Genomic DNA, 17,523 nt, shown 5'->3' with positions numbered 1-17,523 from the left:
TAAAATTGTTTTTATAGTGATTGAAACACTATAATTGTACAAATCAATTATTAGTAGTATAATGTAAAATATATAAGTCAGTTTTAATTAATGAAACAGGAGATAAGTTATATGAAAAGGAAAGAAAAGATATACAATTACCTGTTGTAGCAGTCAGAGGGAAACGGTGTTGATGCAAAGACCATATCCAGTGTTTTCAATATCAGCAGGGCAAATGTCAGTCATGAGCTCAACAACTTGTTCAGAGAAGGAAAGGTTTACAAATCCTCCGGGCGTCCGGTTTTGTTTTATGCCTCACAATTGAAGAATATGAAATTCGGGGAATCAAAATTATCCGAATTTGTAAAAAACAATATAAGTTTAAAGCAGGCTGTTGAACAATTAAGGGCAGCTGTATTATATCCTCCAAATGGAATGAATTGTTTGATCCTGGGAGAGACAGGAGTTGGAAAATCCATGTTTGCATCTCTGATGCACGATTATTCAGTTGAGATTGGAGTGAAAGATAAGGAATCTCCATTTATAGTGTTTAATTGTGCAGACTACAGTAACAATCCTCAACTGCTTACCGCCCAACTTTTTGGAGTCAAAAAGGGATCCTATACTGGTGCTGAAGAAAATAAAGTCGGCTTGATTGAAAAAGCAGACGGCGGGATACTTTTCATGGATGAAGTTCACCGATTGCCTCCGGAGGGTCAGGAAGCCCTCTTTACATTTTTTGATACGGGCACTTTTAGACGTGTAGGGGACAGTGAAATTAGAAAATCAGATGTTTTTATTATTTCAGCTACTACAGAAAATCCGGAATCGGCATTATTGAAGACTTTTACAAGGAGAATTCCAATGATTATCCATATTCCCTCGCTCAGGGAAAGAACTCTTGAAGAGCGGCTTTTTCTCATAAAGAGTTTTTTTAAATACGAAAGTATACGTTTAAATAAAAATATATATGTATCATTGAATACTATCAGGGCATTTCTATCATATAATTGTCCAAATAACATCGGACAGCTTAAAAGTGACATACAGCTTGTTTGTGCAAAAGCTTATTCAGAATTTCTGACGGATATAAAATCAGATGTAAGAATTTTCAGCAGTTCTTTACCTGGTCATATTAAAGAAGGACTATACAGAGAGAAAGAACATAGAGTCATGTGGAATAAATTTATAAATGATGATATAGAATTTTTTAAATTTACGGCTTCCAGCGAAAGCTTATCCTATACAAATAATTATGATGATAATAGTATTTATGATATTATTGAGCAAAAGCTGGAGGTACTGAGGTCAAGGGGTATTTCAAGCATCAACATTGAAAATATTCTTGAAAAGGATATTACAAAATACTTTGAAAAGCATATAAATGGGATTTCGGAAGAAATCAACAAAAAAAATTTGCTCAATATCCTGGGAAAGGATGTACTGAACTGTGTTGATGAAGTAGTTTATTATGTAGCCAGCTCTTTTAAAATAAATTTGACAGGCAATATGTATACGGCACTTGCGCTTCATATAGATAATTTGATAAAGAGAATGACTACGGGAAAAGCTATAGTCAATTCGCAATTAGATAAAATAAAAAAATTATATCCAAGGGAATTTCAGATATCACTTGAAATAAAGAAAATAATAGAAAAGTTCATTCATCATTCAATACCCGAAGATGAAGCAGGATATCTGACTATATTCCTGACTCCAGATGATAATTACAATCGTAAATTTGCGGAAAAGGTAAAAATTATACTGATAGCACATGGTGAAACAACGGCAAGTTCCATGGCAGATGTTTCAAACAAGCTTTTGGGTGAGGAATATGTAATTGGAGTCGATGCTCCAATAGAAACCAGTCCTTTAAAAATATTAGACAAATTGAGGAAGATAGTGAAAACGAATCTTTGCTCCAGTGGATACTTTTTACTCGTTGATATGGGATCATTTACAACCTTTGGTGAAATAATAGAAAAGGAATTTAATGTACCGGTAAAAGTCATGTCACTTGTTTCAACCCTGCATGTTCTTGAAGCTGCAAGAAAAGCACTGCTGGGGTTTTCACTGGATGAAATTCATAAAGAAGTGGTTTCTGTAAATTCATATGTAAACAATATCAAGTATAATAAAAATATTAAAAATGATAAAAAGAAAATAGCTATTATAACAGCATGTTTAACAGGAGAGGGAGGCTCTGTTGCTCTTAAAAGTTTTATCAACAAGAATCTTAAATTTGATAATGATATTTTCGAAGTTGTACCTCTGAACTGTTTGAATGAAAGGTACTTTGCCCAATGTATAGAAAAAATGGAGAGAGAAAGAGAAATTTTATTTATTGTTTCACCTTTTCATATTGATGTTGATATAAAGCAGTATAGCATGTATGATGTAATAAGCATGAGAGCTGTAAACGAGCTTCAGGAGCTTATTGATACAAAGACAACTTTTCTTAAAATGAATCTTATTCTAAAAGAAAATATAGATAATCTTGACGGGGACGTCCTATATAAGGACATAGTATATACTTTAAATAAAATATCATCAATACTATCCATTAATTTGAAAGATGAAACGATCATAGGAGTTGTACTTCATCTGGCATTTACAATAAGCCATTTGGAAAAGGGGGAAGCTTTTATTGAATATCCAAATAAGAATGAATTAAAGAACAAATATAAAAAGATTTATGAAGTAGTAAATGAGCATATTGCATTTCTGTTTAATAAATATTCTGTTGAATTAACAGATAATGAAATCTGTTATATAGTCAATTTTCTCATAAAGAATTAATTAACTATATAACAGGTACTTTCCTAAAACCAGCAGTCAAAACCATTTCTGATGAATATTTTTTTGTATTCCATCAAATCCTCTTCGTGCAGGGGAGGGATATCCTTTAATTTGTAGTTTCTGCCAAGCATTTCGTATTTATTCTGGCCGAACTGGTGAAAGGGCAGCAGGTTTATTCTGGATACTCCCAGAGTTCTAAACAGGTTACAGAAATTTGCTGCATTTTCCAGATCCGAATTGATTCCAGGTATAACGGGAATACGTATGATGATATCCTTTTTCCTGTTAAGGGCAGTTTGAAGATTCTCCAGAATTATATCGTTGTACACAGCCGTAGCTTTAAAATGTTTTTGCCTGTCATAGTGTTTTATATCGAACAAGAGCAAATCCACATTGTCTATAAATTTAGAAAAAATCTTGTTTGGGGCATATCCTTCAGTTTCAATTGCAGTGTGTATGTTTTCTGATCTGAGGAGCTTCAGGAGTTCTGATGCGAATTCATGCTGCAGCAGTACTTCCCCTCCAGACAGTGTCACGCCTCCATTTGACTCCTCATAAAATACTTTGTCTTTTAGAACTTCTTTAAATACGTAATCGAGAGTCAAATGGGAGCCTTCTTTTTTTAGCGCATTTTTAGGACATATATTTATGCAATCAAAGCATGAAACACATTTTTTATTGTCTATTTTTATAGTATCATTTTCCAGATATATTGCGTTTTTATTGCAACAGTGAATACATTTCAAGCACTTTATGCAGCTTGATCTATTATGGGATATTTCAATTTCCCTATTTTGCGATTCTGGATTGGAACACCATATGCATCTTAGAGGACATCCCTTGAAGAATACAACGGTTCTTATTCCCGGACCATCGTGTATACTGTATTTTTGAATGTTGAAAATACAGGCCTTTATATCTTTTATCATATATGATCAGCTCCTTTCAATTAGCAATATTATTTCACAATTTAAATGTATCATAAAAATATCTGTATGTAAAATATTTTATTACATATGAAACTAAAATAATATTCAAATGTAAAATAAGTATTGACATATAAAATATTTGGAGTATTATATAAGTATAAAAGAAACAATTTACTTACGAATGAAATTTAAAATTTTGTATTAGCAGGTTCTCCTGTGTTATAATTGGCAATATAAAATATAAAACGGGAGGATTGAATATGACTGACAGACATAAAAAGCTCCTTAAAATAGTGACCGACAACAAATGTATTGAGGTCAGCAGGTTGTCAGAACTTTTGAATGTATCACAGGTGACTATACGCAAGGACTTGAGTATATTGGAGGAAAAGGGACTGCTGCACAGGAAGCATGGATATGCCGTTATAAACTCAAGTGATGACATCAACAGCAGGCTGGCTGTTAATTATGATACAAAGAAAAAAATAGCAGAACTGGCATCAGAGCTTGTCTCAGATGGAGAAACAGTTATGATTGAATCCGGTTCCTGCTGTGCACTGCTTGCAGAGGAACTTGCTTACAATAAAAAAGACATAACCATAATTACAAATTCTGTTTTTATAGCTTCACATGTAAGAGAGGCTCCTCTGGCAAGAATTATACTGCTGGGCGGGGAGTATCAGATGGAGTCACAAGTTCTGGTGGGACCGCTTGCCAGGGAGGGTGTAAAAAACTTTTTTGTAGATAAATTGTTTGTAGGAACTGATGGATATAATCCCAAAGTCGGATTTACAGGAAAGGATCTCATGCGTACAGAAACAGTAAAAACCATGGCTCAAAATGTAGACAAGGTAGTTGTACTAACCGAATCCTCAAAATTTTTTCAGCAGGGAGTTGTTGTTCAGTTTGATACAGCGGAAGTAGATTGTGTAATAACAGACAATAAAATTCCACAGCATATTTTGGAACTTTTGAAAGAATATAAAATAGATGTTCTAAGAGCTATTTTATAAATATCCATTAATTTGGGAGGGTTGTTTATGGGTAATTTTGGAGAACTAACAGACAGAATGAAGGATTTTCGTGAAGAACTGCTTAATGCCAGATCGAATGTATGTGTTGAAAGGGCAGTACTTGTGACACAAAGCTACAGGAAACATGCTGATAAGCCTATGATTTTGAAAAGGGCACTGTGCCTGGAGAATATATTGGAAAATATGAGTATATTCATAGAACCGCAGACGCTGATTGCAGGGAACCAGGCGTCAACCAACCGTTCTGCACCTATATTTCCTGAGTATGCCATGGACTGGGTTGTTGAGGAACTTGATGAATTTGAAAAAAGACCCGGTGACAGGTTCTATATTACGGAGAAAAATAAAAAGGTACTGAAGGATATGTCGGGTTTCTGGTATCACAATACGCTGAAGGATAGAGGACTTGCAGCCATGCCTGAAGACAGCAGAATTTTTTATGATCTTGGAATCATAAAGGCAGAAGGCAATATTACGTCAGGAGATGGTCACATAGCTGTGAATTACGGCAATGTGCTGAGGCTTGGACTGATGGATTATAAGAAAAAAGTCGAGGACAAGCTAAATAATCTTGACTTGACAGACTATAGAAACTTGAGAAAATCCTATTTTTACAAAGCTATTTTCATTGTAGTAGATGCGGTTAAAAATTTTGCAAAGCGTTATGCAAATCTTGCACTTGAAATGGCAGAGAGTGAAGTGAATTTGAGAAGGAAAAAGGAACTCTTTGAAATGTCAGACATTTTGAATAAGGTTCCATATCAACCAGCAGAAAGCTTCAAGGAGGCAGTGCAGTCAATATGGCTGATTCATCTCTGCCTGCAGATAGAATCCAACGGGCATTCAGTATCTTATGGAAGGATGGATCAATATCTTTATCCATACTATAAGAGAGATATTGAAAAAGGTTTGATTTCAGAAGATGAAGCATGTGAACTGCTTGTAAATCTATGGCTTAAAACGTTCACAATAAACAAGATAAGAAGCTGGTCACATACAAGATTTAGTGCAGGTAGTCCGCTGTACCAGAATGTAACTGTAGGAGGGCAGACTCCAGATAAGAAAGATGCTGTAAACTCACTGAGCTACATGATTTTGAAAAGTGTTGCACAGACAAAACTGCCTCAGCCTAATCTCACGGTACGCTATCATAGTGGACTGGATGATGATTTCATGAAACAGTGTATTGAGGTTGTCAGGCTTGGTTTTGGAATGCCTGCTTTCAACAATGATGAAATAATAATTCCTTCATTTGTAGAAAAAGGTGTATCCGAAAAAGATGCCTACAATTACAGTGCAATTGGATGTGTAGAAGTTGCCGTACCTGGAAAGTGGGGTTATCGCTGCACTGGCATGAGCTTCCTGAATTTCCCCAAATCCCTTTTGATTGCATTGAATGACGGAGTTGATCTGGAATCAGGGATTAAAGTATGTAATGGAACAGGGCATTTTAAAAATATGATGTCCTTCGATCAGGTCATGAAAGCATGGGATAAGATAATTCAGGAATTCACAAAGCACAGTGTAATTATAGATAATTGTGTAGATACGGTGCTGGAGAATACTACAGCAGATGTACTTTGTTCGACCTTGACAGAGGACTGCATTGAAAGAGGACTTACTATAAAGGAAGGTGGAGCAGTATATGATTTCATAAGTGATCTTCAGGTAGGTATTGCCAATTTGGGAGATTCTCTTGCAGCTATCAAGAAGTGTGTATTTGAAGACAGGATTCTGACGCCTGAAGAGCTGTGGAATGCTCTTGTAAATAATTTTGAAGGAGAAGATAACATTAGAGTACAGAATATTCTAATAAATAATGCACCTAAATATGGAAATGATGATGATTATGTAGATATTATCCTCAAAAAAGCATATGATAAATATATCGATGAAATAAGCAAGTATAAAAACACCAGATTTGGACGGGGACCAATTGGAGGAGTATACTATGCAGGCACGTCTTCCATTTCTGCAAATGTACCACAGGGAGCATCGACTCCAGCAACCCCTGATGGAAGAAAAGCTGGTGAACCACTTGCTGAAGGATGTTCACCATCGCATGCAATGGATAAGAACGGACCTACATCAGTATTCAAGTCAGTCTCAAAATTATCCACGGACAGGATTACAGGTGGAGTACTGCTGAATCAGAAAATTACTCCTCAAATGCTGTCAAAAGAGGAATCCAGACTTAAATTGATCTATTTGATAAGAACTTTCTTCGATCGTCTGAAGGGTTTTCACGTGCAGTACAATGTGGTATCCAGGGAAACTCTTGTAGATGCACAGAAACATCCTGAGGATCACAGGGATCTCATTGTACGTGTTGCAGGTTACAGTGCCTTTTTCAATGTACTGTCAAAGCAGACGCAGGATGATATTATTGAAAGAACAGAACAGGTTCTGTAAAAAATACATTAGATGTATATGGAAGTTACGATTGTAATTTCCATATACATCTTTTATTTATAAACAACAAAAAATTTTGCAACAGATATTTTGGTGCCTATATTTAATGGTATAATCATAACCAGGTTATTGTTGATGATATTTTCTAAAGATGGAGGAAATAAATATGTGGAAAGAATTTAAAAAGTTTGCCATGAAAGGCAATATTCTGGATCTGGCTATAGGTGTTGTAATAGGGAGTGCTTTCGGGAAAATAGTTTCTTCGCTTGTCAGTGATATCATAATGCCTCTAGCAGGTCTGTTAATTGGGAAGGTTGATTTTTCAAACCTGTTTCTAACCTTGGGAAGTGGACATTTTGATACTATAGATCAGGCTAAAAAAGCTGGTGTTCCAACTTTGAATTACGGAATATTTATAAATAACATCATAGATTTTTTGATAGTGGCATTTTCCATATTTCTGGTCATGACACGGGTAAATAAATTTTTCAGCAACAAGGAAGAAGAAAAATCCGCAGCTACGAAAAAATGCAGATACTGCTTGAGTGAAATTCCAATTGAAGCGACTAGATGCCCTAATTGTACATCTCATCTTGATTAATATATTAAAAAAATATATATTGACATAAGTCTTAAAACTGATATAATTATTAACAAATGGAAATATAATTAGCTTTAAGACTTATGGAGGAGTATTTTATTATGGAAAATATCATTGGAAAGGAAATTGGAAGCAACAAATTTTATTTTGATTTTAGCTTTAGCTGGGGCTACTTTTATTTTAGCGCTGGTTATTTCTTCTACAAAAAATTATCCAATTTATTTCTAATGAGTAAAATAATAATTTAAATGCATGGCACAAAAAGGTTGTATCTTTATACGATAATAATGTATTTAATTGACAGGATCTCATTAGAGGTCCTGTTTTTTATATTTTAAATTAGTTTATAATCCGGAGTATAAATTAATTTAAATTTTATCAAGAAAGCATAAAATTTAAAATTAAGATGGGAGAATTTAACTATGGTAATAATAATGAAACCTCACACACCTAAAGAGGAGATTATGGTATTGAAACAGAGATTGGAAGAAAGGGAACATGTCCGGGTAAATGTATCTATAGGACAAAACTATGGCGTACTTGGGCTTATTGGAGATACTTCAAGAATTGAAATGAGCAAGATTGAGGCAAATGAATATGTGGAAAAGGTTCATAAGGTTCAGCAGAATTATAAACTTGCCAATAGGTTGTTTCATCCAGATAATACTGTAGTTGATATAGAGGGGAAAACCATAGGAGGCGAGGATTTGGCCGTTATAGCAGGCCCTTGTTCCGTGGAAAGTGAAGGCCAGATAGTAGAAATTGCAAAACAGGTGAAAAAAAGCGGCGCAAAGTTTCTGAGGGGCGGCGCATTCAAACCGAGAACATCTCCCTATAGTTTTCAGGGACTTAGAACAGAAGGACTGGAACTTTTGAAACTTGCCAAAAAGGAAACCGGATTACCTATAGTTACAGAAATAATGTCTGCCAATATGATAGATAAATTTGTGGAAGATGTGGATATCATACAGGTAGGTGCGAGGAACATGCAGAATTTTGAACTGTTGAAGGAGCTCGGCAAAACAAGGAAACCCATACTCCTGAAAAGGGGACTATCCGCTACCATAGAGGAACTCCTGATGTCAGCCGAGTATATAATGTCTGAAGGAAATAAAAATGTCATATTATGTGAAAGAGGAATACGAACTTTTGAGAATTATACTAGAAACACTCTGGATTTAAGTGCCATACCTGCAATAAAAAAACTAAGTCACCTTCCTGTAATAGTAGATCCAAGTCATGCAGCAGGTTTGTGGTGGATGGTGGAACCTCTTGCAAAAGCGGCTGTAGCTGTAGGAGCGGATGGACTTATAATTGAGGTTCACAATGATCCTGAAAATGCACTCTGTGACGGCAAGCAATCTATAACACCGGATAGATTCCACAATTTGATGTCTGATATAAATAGATTGGTGGAGGCAGGAGCAAGGCAGATTTATAATTCTATGAATGTATAGGAATTGACAATTTTGACGTGGGGGGAATAGGTTTGGAAGATTGTGACTTTAGCAATTTTAGTATAGCAGTTGTTGGAATGGGACTCATCGGCGGTTCCTATGCAATGGCATTGAAATCTATTGGTACAAAGTATATAGCCGGTATGGACAGAAGTTTGGAAACACTGGATAAGGCTATTGACATGAAAATAATAGATAGAGGATATGATAAGCCGGGGAAATTTTTAAAAGATATGGACATTGTAATAGTAGCTCTTTATCCTCAGGATACAATTAGTTTTATAAGGGACAATGTTGAATATTTCAAACCGGGAGCTATTATAACTGATACTTCCGGTATAAAGAAATTAGTAGTGGAAGCTGTTGATTCTTTCCTGCCTGAGGATATAGAATTTATATCGGGACATCCAATGGCAGGGAAAGAATACAGGGGAATTGAATATGCGGATGGTTCTATATTTAAGGGAGCGAATTATATAATAACTCCGGGTATCAGAAATAAAAAATCAAGCATTGATATTATAGTGTCAATGGCCAGAAAATTTGGATGTAAAAATGTGGAATATATTTCTCCTGAAGAACATGACAGCATAATTGCATATACAAGTCAACTGCCGCATGTAATAGCAACAGCTCTTCTTATGAATGAGCATATAAAGGACATAAAACCCGAGCTGTTTGTTGGTGGAAGTTTTAGAGATGCCACGAGAGTGGCATTGATCAATTCAAAATTATGGACTGAACTTTTTATGCTCAATTCAGATGAACTTGTTAAAAGAATAGATGAATTCCAGAGTTCAATCAATAGAATTAAAAAAGATATTAAAAACAAGGATATAGAGGATCTTCAAACGGTGTTTGAAGATACTATTTCTCTTCGAAAAAAGATCAATTAAAAAATAAAGGGGAATCAGGATGAAAACAGTAGTAATCACTCCAAAAAAACTTGGCGGAACAATAAAAGTACCTTCATCCAAAAGCTTCTGCCACAGAAGCATCATATGTGCAGCTTTGGCAGAGGGAAAGAGCGAAATAAGAAATATTTGTTTTTCGAAGGATATAATTGCCACTATAGGAGCAATGAAGGCCTTTGGAACAAAAATTGAATTGAATAAGGATTCTGCCATCATATATGGAACAGGAAATCTGAATTTAAGGCAGGGTACTATATTTTGTGGTGAATCCGGCTCTACACTGAGGTTTATAATTCCTCTTGCCGCAGCTGTGAATCAAAAGGTAATTTTGACCGGGAAGGGAAAACTCGTTGAGAGACCGCTTGATATATACTATAAGATATTTGAGAAACAGAATATATACTACCAAAATTCAAATGGGAAACTTCCTCTTGAAATAAATGGGAGATTAAAAGCTGGAAATTATGAAATAAGAGGAGATATAAGTTCCCAATTTATAACAGGTCTTTTGTTTTCACTTCCACTTTTAAAAGAGGATTCTGAGATAAACCTGACTACCAGGCTTGAGTCGGGACCATATATAGACATGACACTGGATGTATTGAAAAAATTTGGCATTAACATAGGTAATGTAGATTATAAAAAATTTGTAGTAAAGGGAAATCAAAGTTACAAGAACGGTAATTACAGTGTGGAGGGGGATTTTTCCCAGGCAGCGTTTTTGCTTTCCATTGGTATACTGGGAAACGGAGTTGTGTGCGAAGGACTTGATGCAGCTTCATCCCAGGGTGATAAGGTAATACTTGATTTCCTGAAGAAAATGGGAGCTGTCATAGAGATTCAGGATGGGAATATAGTATCAAAGGCTTCCGAAACTGTAGGAATTACAGTTGATGCATCTCAATGTCCGGATCTGGTTCCTTCACTGGCGGCATTGGCTTCGGTAAGCTGCGGAATTACAAGGATTGTAAATGCTGGCAGGCTTAGAATAAAGGAGTCTGACAGACTTGCGGCCATTTCATCTCAATTGAACAAGATAGGGGCGGATGTGGAAGAAAAGCCTGAGGGGCTTGTAATAAAAGGCAGGCAGATGCTCCAGGGTGGAGAAACCCAAAGCTTTAATGACCATAGAATAGCAATGGCCCTGGCCCAGATTTCTTCAAAGTGTAAAAATAAGTTGATAATAAAAGGTGCGGATTGTGTAAGTAAATCCTATCCTGATTTTTGGAGGGATTTTGGAATTCTTGGTGGAGATATAGAAGAAATATAATTAATAATTTGGTTGGGAGTTTTGAATATGAGTGGAATTATTGGCAATAATATAAAGTTGTCTATTTTTGGGGAATCTCATGGAAATGCCATAGGAATTACTATAGACGGGCTAAAACCGGGAATTAAGCTGGATTTGGAATATATAAGGCAGCAGATGAATAGAAGAGCCCCCGGTACAAGTGAATTTACAACGCCCAGGAAGGAAAAAGACGATTTTAGAATATTGAGTGGATATTTCAACGGAAGGACTACGGGGACCCCATTGTGTGCCATTATAATGAATGAAGATAAGCACTCGAAAGACTATGAGAAGACAAAAAATCTCATGAGACCGGGACATGCGGATTTTACCGGTTTTGTAAAATACAATGGTTTTAATGATTACAGGGGTGGTGGACATTTTTCAGGAAGAATTACTGCGCCTTTGGTTCTGGCCGGATCAATATGCAGGAAAATTCTAGAGGATAAGGGCATATTTATAGGGAGTCATATAAAGAATATAGGAGATATAGTGGATGATTTTGAAGAAAAAAATTTATTCAGCGCTGTCTCAATAGAAAAAGACAAATTGATGGAACTCTCCAGAAGCAAATTTCCGGTTATAGATAATGCTTCTGCAGAGAAGATGAAAAATGCCATAATTGAAGCAAAAACGAAAGGAGATTCCGTTGGGGGAGTTATAGAAACTGCAATTATAAATATTCCTCCGGGAATTGGTGAGCCATTTTTTGATTCAGTTGAAAGTATACTTTCACATCTCCTCTTTTCAATACCTGCAGTAAAAGGAGTGGAATTTGGAGAAGGATTTGCAATGACATCGATGCCGGGTTCAAAGGCAAATGATGAGTATTACATGGATGACAACTCTGCCATAAAGACCAGAACCAACAACAATGGAGGTATTCTTGGTGGAATTACAAACGGAATGCCGGTAATATTTAGAACTGCGATAAAACCCACAGCTTCAATATTAAAAGCCCAGAAAACCGTGGATATAGAAAAGAAGGAAAATGCAGAAATCAATATACAGGGAAGACACGATCCGTGTATTGTAATAAGAGCTGTTCCCGTGGTAGAAGCTGTCAGTGCCATAGGAATACTTGATTTGATGAATATCTGATATTACAGGAGGAAAATCAATGAAAATAGGATTTTACGGAGTTGAAGCATCTTTCAGCCATGAAGCTCTTGTAGAGTATTTTGGAAATACCGGCAATATTTTAAGCTGTGCTGAGTTCAAGGATGTTTTCGATGCCATTGAAAGTGATACTGCAAAATATGGTGTTATTCCAATAGAAAATTCTTCTACAGGAAGTATAAATGAAGTTTATGATTTGCTCAGAAATTATGGGTTTTATATAGTAGGAGAGAAGTGCATAAAAGTAAATCATAATTTACTTGGAATAAAAGGTGCATCCATAGACGACATTGAAGAAATCTATTCCCATAGTCAGGCTTTTATGCAGAGTAAGGAATTTTTAGCAAACAGGAGGCTGAAATTAGTACCATACTTCAGTACTGCAGGAAGTGCTAAATACATAAGTGAAGAAGGGTGCAAGAGCAAAGGATGTATAGCAAGTAAAAGAGCCGGCAAACTATATAATCTAGATATACTTCAGGAAGATATAAATTACAATAAAAAAAATTATACCAGATTTATAATTATTGGAAAATCTATGGAAGTAAATGATGATTCAGACAAAATAAGTATAGTTTTTACTCTTGAACACAAGGTTGGTACTCTATTTAACATATTAAAACACTTTGAAGAAAATGATTTGAATATGACAAAAATAGAATCCAGGCCTAAAATAGACAGTCCCTGGCAGTACTATTTTTATATAGATTTTTATGGAAATCTGAATGATAGAAATGCCCAAAAAGTTGTAGAAAAAATTAAAAATGAATGTGAATATTTCAAACTGCTTGGCAATTATACTTCTGACCACACAATTTAGTACAAGCAGCTTATATTATAGAATGAATTTGTTGCAGGTTGAAAATTATGAAATGTTTCATGATTTTCAACCTGCTTTTTTTTATAATGCAGCGGAGAAAAACATAAAATTAAAAAATCACCTGATTATTAAACATTTTTGCAATTATATAAATATGTTTTTATTGATATAGTATAATTAAAACAATTACATGAATATATACTTTATGACTATGAATTTAAAAATAATGTTAGACTAAAAAAATTATTGAATTAATACTGGAATAAGATAATTTTTTTTGTTTATGATATAATAAAAGCTAAATTATACATAAATTTTATAAGATGTTGAAAAAAATTATTTAGTAATATAATATATACCTATATTAAAAATGTTTTAATAAATAATGTATTAATTTAGATATAATACAATAAATAACACATTAAATTATTAAATTATTAATCGAAAGGAGAAATACAAATTATGAAGGACATTTTTAGAACAAAGTCTATAAATGCGCTTATGGATGAAACCAAGAAGGAAGGTGGCCTTGAAAAAGTACTTGGAAGTTTTGGACTTACAATGCTTGGAATTGGAGCCATAATTGGTACTGGTATATTTGTTCTTACAGGAGTTGCTGCAGCAAATTATTCAGGCCCCGCACTTGTAATTTCATTTATTGTAGCAGGTATTGCCTGTGCCTGTGCCGCACTTTGCTATTCAGAATTTGCTGCTATGGTTCCGGCGGCTGGAAGTGCATATACTTATGGATATATAGCACTTGGAGAATTTTGGGCCTGGATTATAGGATGGGATCTGATACTTGAATATGCCTTTGCCATTGGGGCGGTTTCTATAGGTTGGTCAGGTTATATGGTAAACATATTAACGGACTTTGGAATTCATCTTCCAGAAAGCATGATTGCATCACCTTTTGCAGGAGGTATTATAAATTTACCGGCAGTACTTATAATAGCATTTATAACTTTCATTAATATAATAGGTGTAAGACAGAGTACTACTGTAAACAATATAATAGTTGGAATCAAGCTTGTAGTTGTATTGATGTTTATAGCACTTGGAGTAGGACATGTTAATCCCAGCAACTGGCATCCATTTATGCCTTACGGCTGGAGCGGAGTTTTGTCTGGTGCATCTGTAATATTCTTTGCATATATAGGTTTTGATGCTGTATCTACAGCGGCAGAAGAAGTAAAGAATCCACAGAGGGATCTGCCGAGAGGAATCATAGCTTCACTTATTATATGCACAATTCTTTATATTGTTGTATCAGGAATTTTGACAGGTATGGTTCCATACTTGAAATTCAAGACTACTGCTGCCCCTGTTGCCTTTGCACTACAGCAAGTCGGATATCACTGGGGTGCTGCCCTTGTCTCGGTCGGGGCTATATGCGGACTTACTTCAGTACTTCTTGTAATGATGTTTGGACAGACCCGTGTACTCTTTGCAATGTCCAGAGACGGACTTCTCCCTAAAGTGTTTGGACATGTTCATCCAAAATACAAGACTCCGGCTAGAAGTGCATTGGTTATAGGAGTTATAACTGCAATTGTTGCAGGATTTCTTCCTATCAACATAGTAGCAGAGCTTACAAATATAGGAACACTCTGCGCATTTATAATAGTATCGGCAGCTGTCCTTGTTTTGAGAAAAAAAGATCCTGACAGAAAAAGATCTTTTAAATGTCCAGGAGTTCCGGTAATTCCTATTCTTGCAATAGCATTTTGCGGCCTGCTCATATACAAGCTGCCTGCTGTAACACAGATTAGATTTGTCATCTGGCTTGCATTGGGGTTGATACTCTATTTTGCCTATGGTTATAAACACAGTATTATTACAGACCAGCAGGAAAAAAAAGGGGCTTAAACTGACAGGTATATAGAATAGATTGGAGATATATTTCTTCTTCATCAATAAGATTACTTATGATGAAGAGAAATGGATCTCTAATTTTTTATAAGAAAAAGTATTGACATATCCATAGTTTTATATTATACTAACAACTATCGAAAGTTAAATAAAAACTGTGATAGGGAAAATTAGATTTGCATTGATTTTCAAAGCGAATGAGGCATGGTGAAAGCTCATAGTTGTTGTAAATTGAAACTCACCCTTGAGTTGCAGGCTGAAATGATAGTAGGCTGTGCCGGCGCAGGTCGTTATTCAATGAAGTAAAAATTTGGGTGGTACCGCGGCAGATCCATCGCCCCAGAGCGATTAGGAGCTGTTTTTTTATACACAAATTGCGGTATATTATTACATATATGGAAAATAATAAAAATCATGACAGGGAAAAGTAAATTTATATCTATTTCAAAGCGAATGAGGTATGGTGAAAGCTCATAGTTGCTGTAAATTGAAACTCACCCTTGAGTTGCAGGCTGAAGTAATAGTAGGCTGTGCCGGCGCAGGCCGTTATTCAATGAAGTAAAAAATTTGGGTGGTACCGCGGTATATTTCTCGCCCCAGAGCGAGAAATATGCCTTTTATGTTTTTGGATGGAATATGGATATGCATATGGGTATGTGCAAAGAGAAAATTTAAAAAATTTAGAATATAATAAAAATTGGGAGGAATTCAGATGGAAAACAATAAAGTTTATATTTTTGATACTACCATGAGAGATGGAGAACAGACACCAAGAGTCAATTTGAATATCAAGGATAAAATAGAAATAGCAAAGCAGCTTGAAAAGATGAATGTGGATATTATAGAGGCAGGATTTCCAATAGCATCCGAAGGAGATTTTGAGGCAGTCAGAGCTGTGGCAAAAGCGGTGAAAAGGCCGGTTGTAGTTGCACTTTCGAGGGCGGCAAAAAAGGATATAGACAGAGCCTGGGAAGCCGTCAAATATGCAGATAAACCGAGAATACACACATTTATAGCAACCTCGGATGTCCATATGGAATATAAATTGAAGATGACTCCCGATGAAGTTTACAAAAGAGCAGTGGATATGGTCAGATATGCCAAATCAATTTGTCCAAGTGTTGAATTTTCACCTGAAGATGCTACAAGAACTGAACCTGAATTCCTGTACAGAATAGTTGAAGGTGTAATAGATGCAGGAGCTGATATTGTAAATATTCCTGATACAGTAGGCTATGATATACCTGAGGAATTCGGAAATTTCATAAAGGGTATAAAGGAAAATGTACCCAATATCGACAGGGCAATTATAAGTGTACACTGCCATGACGATTTAGGTATGGCGGTTGCAAATTCAATGGCAGCTGTAAAAAATGGTGCCAGGCAGGTGGAGTGTGCAGTAAACGGAATTGGGGAAAGGGCAGGAAATGCTTCTCTGGAAGAGGTTGTAATGGCGATTAAGACGAGGGAAAAGTATTTTGGATGCAGGACTGATATTGTAACCGAGGAAATAGTAAAAACAAGTAAATTGATAAGTCATGCAACTGGAATGCCTATTCCAAACAATAAAGCCATAGTTGGAGCAAATGCATTTGCACACGAGGCAGGAATCCATCAGCATGGCGTACTGGCCTGCAGATCTACTTACGAGATTATGACACCTGAATCCGTAGGGCTTAAGAAAAGCACTCTGGTTATTGGAAAACATTCAGGAAGACATGGCTTTGTACAGCATTTGAAGGAGCTTGGATATGACAATTTAAGCGAAGACAAGATAAACGAAGCATTCAAGCAGTTCAAGGATTTAACTGGAAAGAAAAAGACTGTTTCTGATGAAGATATTGAAACAATAATCAACCATGAAATATTTCAGGTTCCTGAAGCGTATAATTTGAAGTATTTTCAATTTTCCAGCGGCAATACCATGGTATCTACTTCTACAGTAGAAATTGAATTCAAAGGTAAAAATATAAGAGAGGCAGCTTGTGGGGATGGTCCGGTAGATGCAGCCTTCAAGGCGATAGAAAAAGCATCAGGTATGGACATAAAGCTCAAGGATTATTTTATAAGATCAATAGGAAGTGGAAAGGATGCTGTAGGCGAGGTTACTGTGAAGGTGGAAAATAATAATAGAGTATTTACAGCAAAAGGGATGAGTACAGATATAGTAGAGGCAAGTGCGAAGGCATTTGTAAATGCAGTAAATAAAATATACTATGAAATTGAAAACAACTCGAGCAAATATAAAATTGAGCGAGTCTGATTTATAATCACTATTAACATTAAAATATAGGAG

The 17,523-nt window shown here is 35.6% G+C and carries 13 protein-coding genes and 2 other annotated features; of the genes, 12 read left to right on the top strand and 1 reads right to left on the bottom strand.

From position 1 onward, the window contains the following. Positions 1-237 precede the first annotated feature (237 nt). On the top strand, positions 238-2,778 hold the full coding sequence (locus tag LKE46_RS11805; RefSeq protein WP_291722427.1) for a sigma 54-interacting transcriptional regulator: 2,541 nt from the start codon (positions 238-240) through the stop codon (positions 2,776-2,778). Positions 2,779-2,801: 23 nt separating this feature from the next. Here LKE46_RS11805 and LKE46_RS11800 read toward each other — a convergent pair whose 3' ends face one another. After that, positions 2,802-3,704, bottom strand: coding sequence for a glycyl-radical enzyme activating protein (locus LKE46_RS11800; RefSeq protein ID WP_291725677.1), 903 nt, complete (start codon positions 3,702-3,704; stop codon positions 2,802-2,804). A gap of 263 nt (positions 3,705-3,967) precedes the next feature. Here LKE46_RS11800 and LKE46_RS11795 point away from each other — a divergent pair, with 263 nt between their 5' ends. The 11 genes from LKE46_RS11795 to LKE46_RS11745 all read left to right on the top strand — a co-directional run bounded on the left by LKE46_RS11795 (position 3,968) and on the right by LKE46_RS11745 (position 17,490). Further along, on the top strand, positions 3,968-4,720 hold the full coding sequence (locus tag LKE46_RS11795; protein ID WP_291722424.1) for a DeoR/GlpR family DNA-binding transcription regulator: 753 nt from the start codon (positions 3,968-3,970) through the stop codon (positions 4,718-4,720). Between the two features lie 27 nt (positions 4,721-4,747). Then, entirely contained in the window at positions 4,748-7,153 is a 2,406-nt protein-coding gene (locus LKE46_RS11790) for a glycyl radical protein (RefSeq protein WP_291722421.1), read from the top strand. A gap of 166 nt (positions 7,154-7,319) precedes the next feature. Continuing rightward, the gene (mscL, locus tag LKE46_RS11785; protein ID WP_291722418.1) at positions 7,320-7,754 is read left to right on the top strand and encodes a large conductance mechanosensitive channel protein MscL; all 435 of its coding nucleotides are present in this window, start codon (positions 7,320-7,322) and stop codon (positions 7,752-7,754) included. A gap of 101 nt (positions 7,755-7,855) precedes the next feature. After that, on the top strand, positions 7,856-8,002 hold the full coding sequence (locus LKE46_RS11780; protein ID WP_291722415.1) for a hypothetical protein: 147 nt from the start codon (positions 7,856-7,858) through the stop codon (positions 8,000-8,002). 174 nt (positions 8,003-8,176) lie between these two features. Further along, entirely contained in the window at positions 8,177-9,211 is a 1,035-nt protein-coding gene (gene aroF, locus LKE46_RS11775; protein WP_291722412.1) for a 3-deoxy-7-phosphoheptulonate synthase, read from the top strand. 32 nt (positions 9,212-9,243) lie between these two features. Beyond that, a complete protein-coding gene (locus LKE46_RS11770) occupies positions 9,244-10,107 on the top strand; it encodes a prephenate dehydrogenase (RefSeq protein ID WP_291722408.1) in 864 nt (287 codons plus the stop codon). Between the two features lie 19 nt (positions 10,108-10,126). Then, a complete protein-coding gene (gene aroA / locus LKE46_RS11765) occupies positions 10,127-11,395 on the top strand; it encodes a 3-phosphoshikimate 1-carboxyvinyltransferase (protein ID WP_291722405.1) in 1,269 nt (422 codons plus the stop codon). 27 nt (positions 11,396-11,422) lie between these two features. Then, on the top strand, positions 11,423-12,517 hold the full coding sequence (gene aroC / locus LKE46_RS11760; protein WP_291722402.1) for a chorismate synthase: 1,095 nt from the start codon (positions 11,423-11,425) through the stop codon (positions 12,515-12,517). Positions 12,518-12,536: 19 nt separating this feature from the next. After that, the gene (locus tag LKE46_RS11755; RefSeq protein ID WP_291722398.1) at positions 12,537-13,355 is read left to right on the top strand and encodes a prephenate dehydratase; all 819 of its coding nucleotides are present in this window, start codon (positions 12,537-12,539) and stop codon (positions 13,353-13,355) included. A 462-nt stretch (positions 13,356-13,817) separates the two neighbouring features. Next, complete coding sequence (locus tag LKE46_RS11750; RefSeq protein ID WP_291722395.1) at positions 13,818-15,224, top strand: amino acid permease; 1,407 nt, start codon at positions 13,818-13,820, stop codon at positions 15,222-15,224. A 151-nt stretch (positions 15,225-15,375) separates the two neighbouring features. Continuing rightward, positions 15,376-15,572 (top strand) — a binding site (T-box leader). Between the two features lie 60 nt (positions 15,573-15,632). Continuing rightward, positions 15,633-15,829 (top strand) — a binding site (T-box leader). 110 nt (positions 15,830-15,939) lie between these two features. After that, on the top strand, positions 15,940-17,490 hold the full coding sequence (locus LKE46_RS11745; RefSeq protein WP_291722393.1) for a 2-isopropylmalate synthase: 1,551 nt from the start codon (positions 15,940-15,942) through the stop codon (positions 17,488-17,490). Positions 17,491-17,523 lie beyond the last annotated feature (33 nt).

This window comes from Clostridium sp., from assembly GCF_022482905.1.
GTDB lineage: Bacteria > Bacillota > Clostridia > Clostridiales > Clostridiaceae > Clostridium_B.
This window is presented reverse-complemented; position numbering and strand designations above follow the sequence as displayed.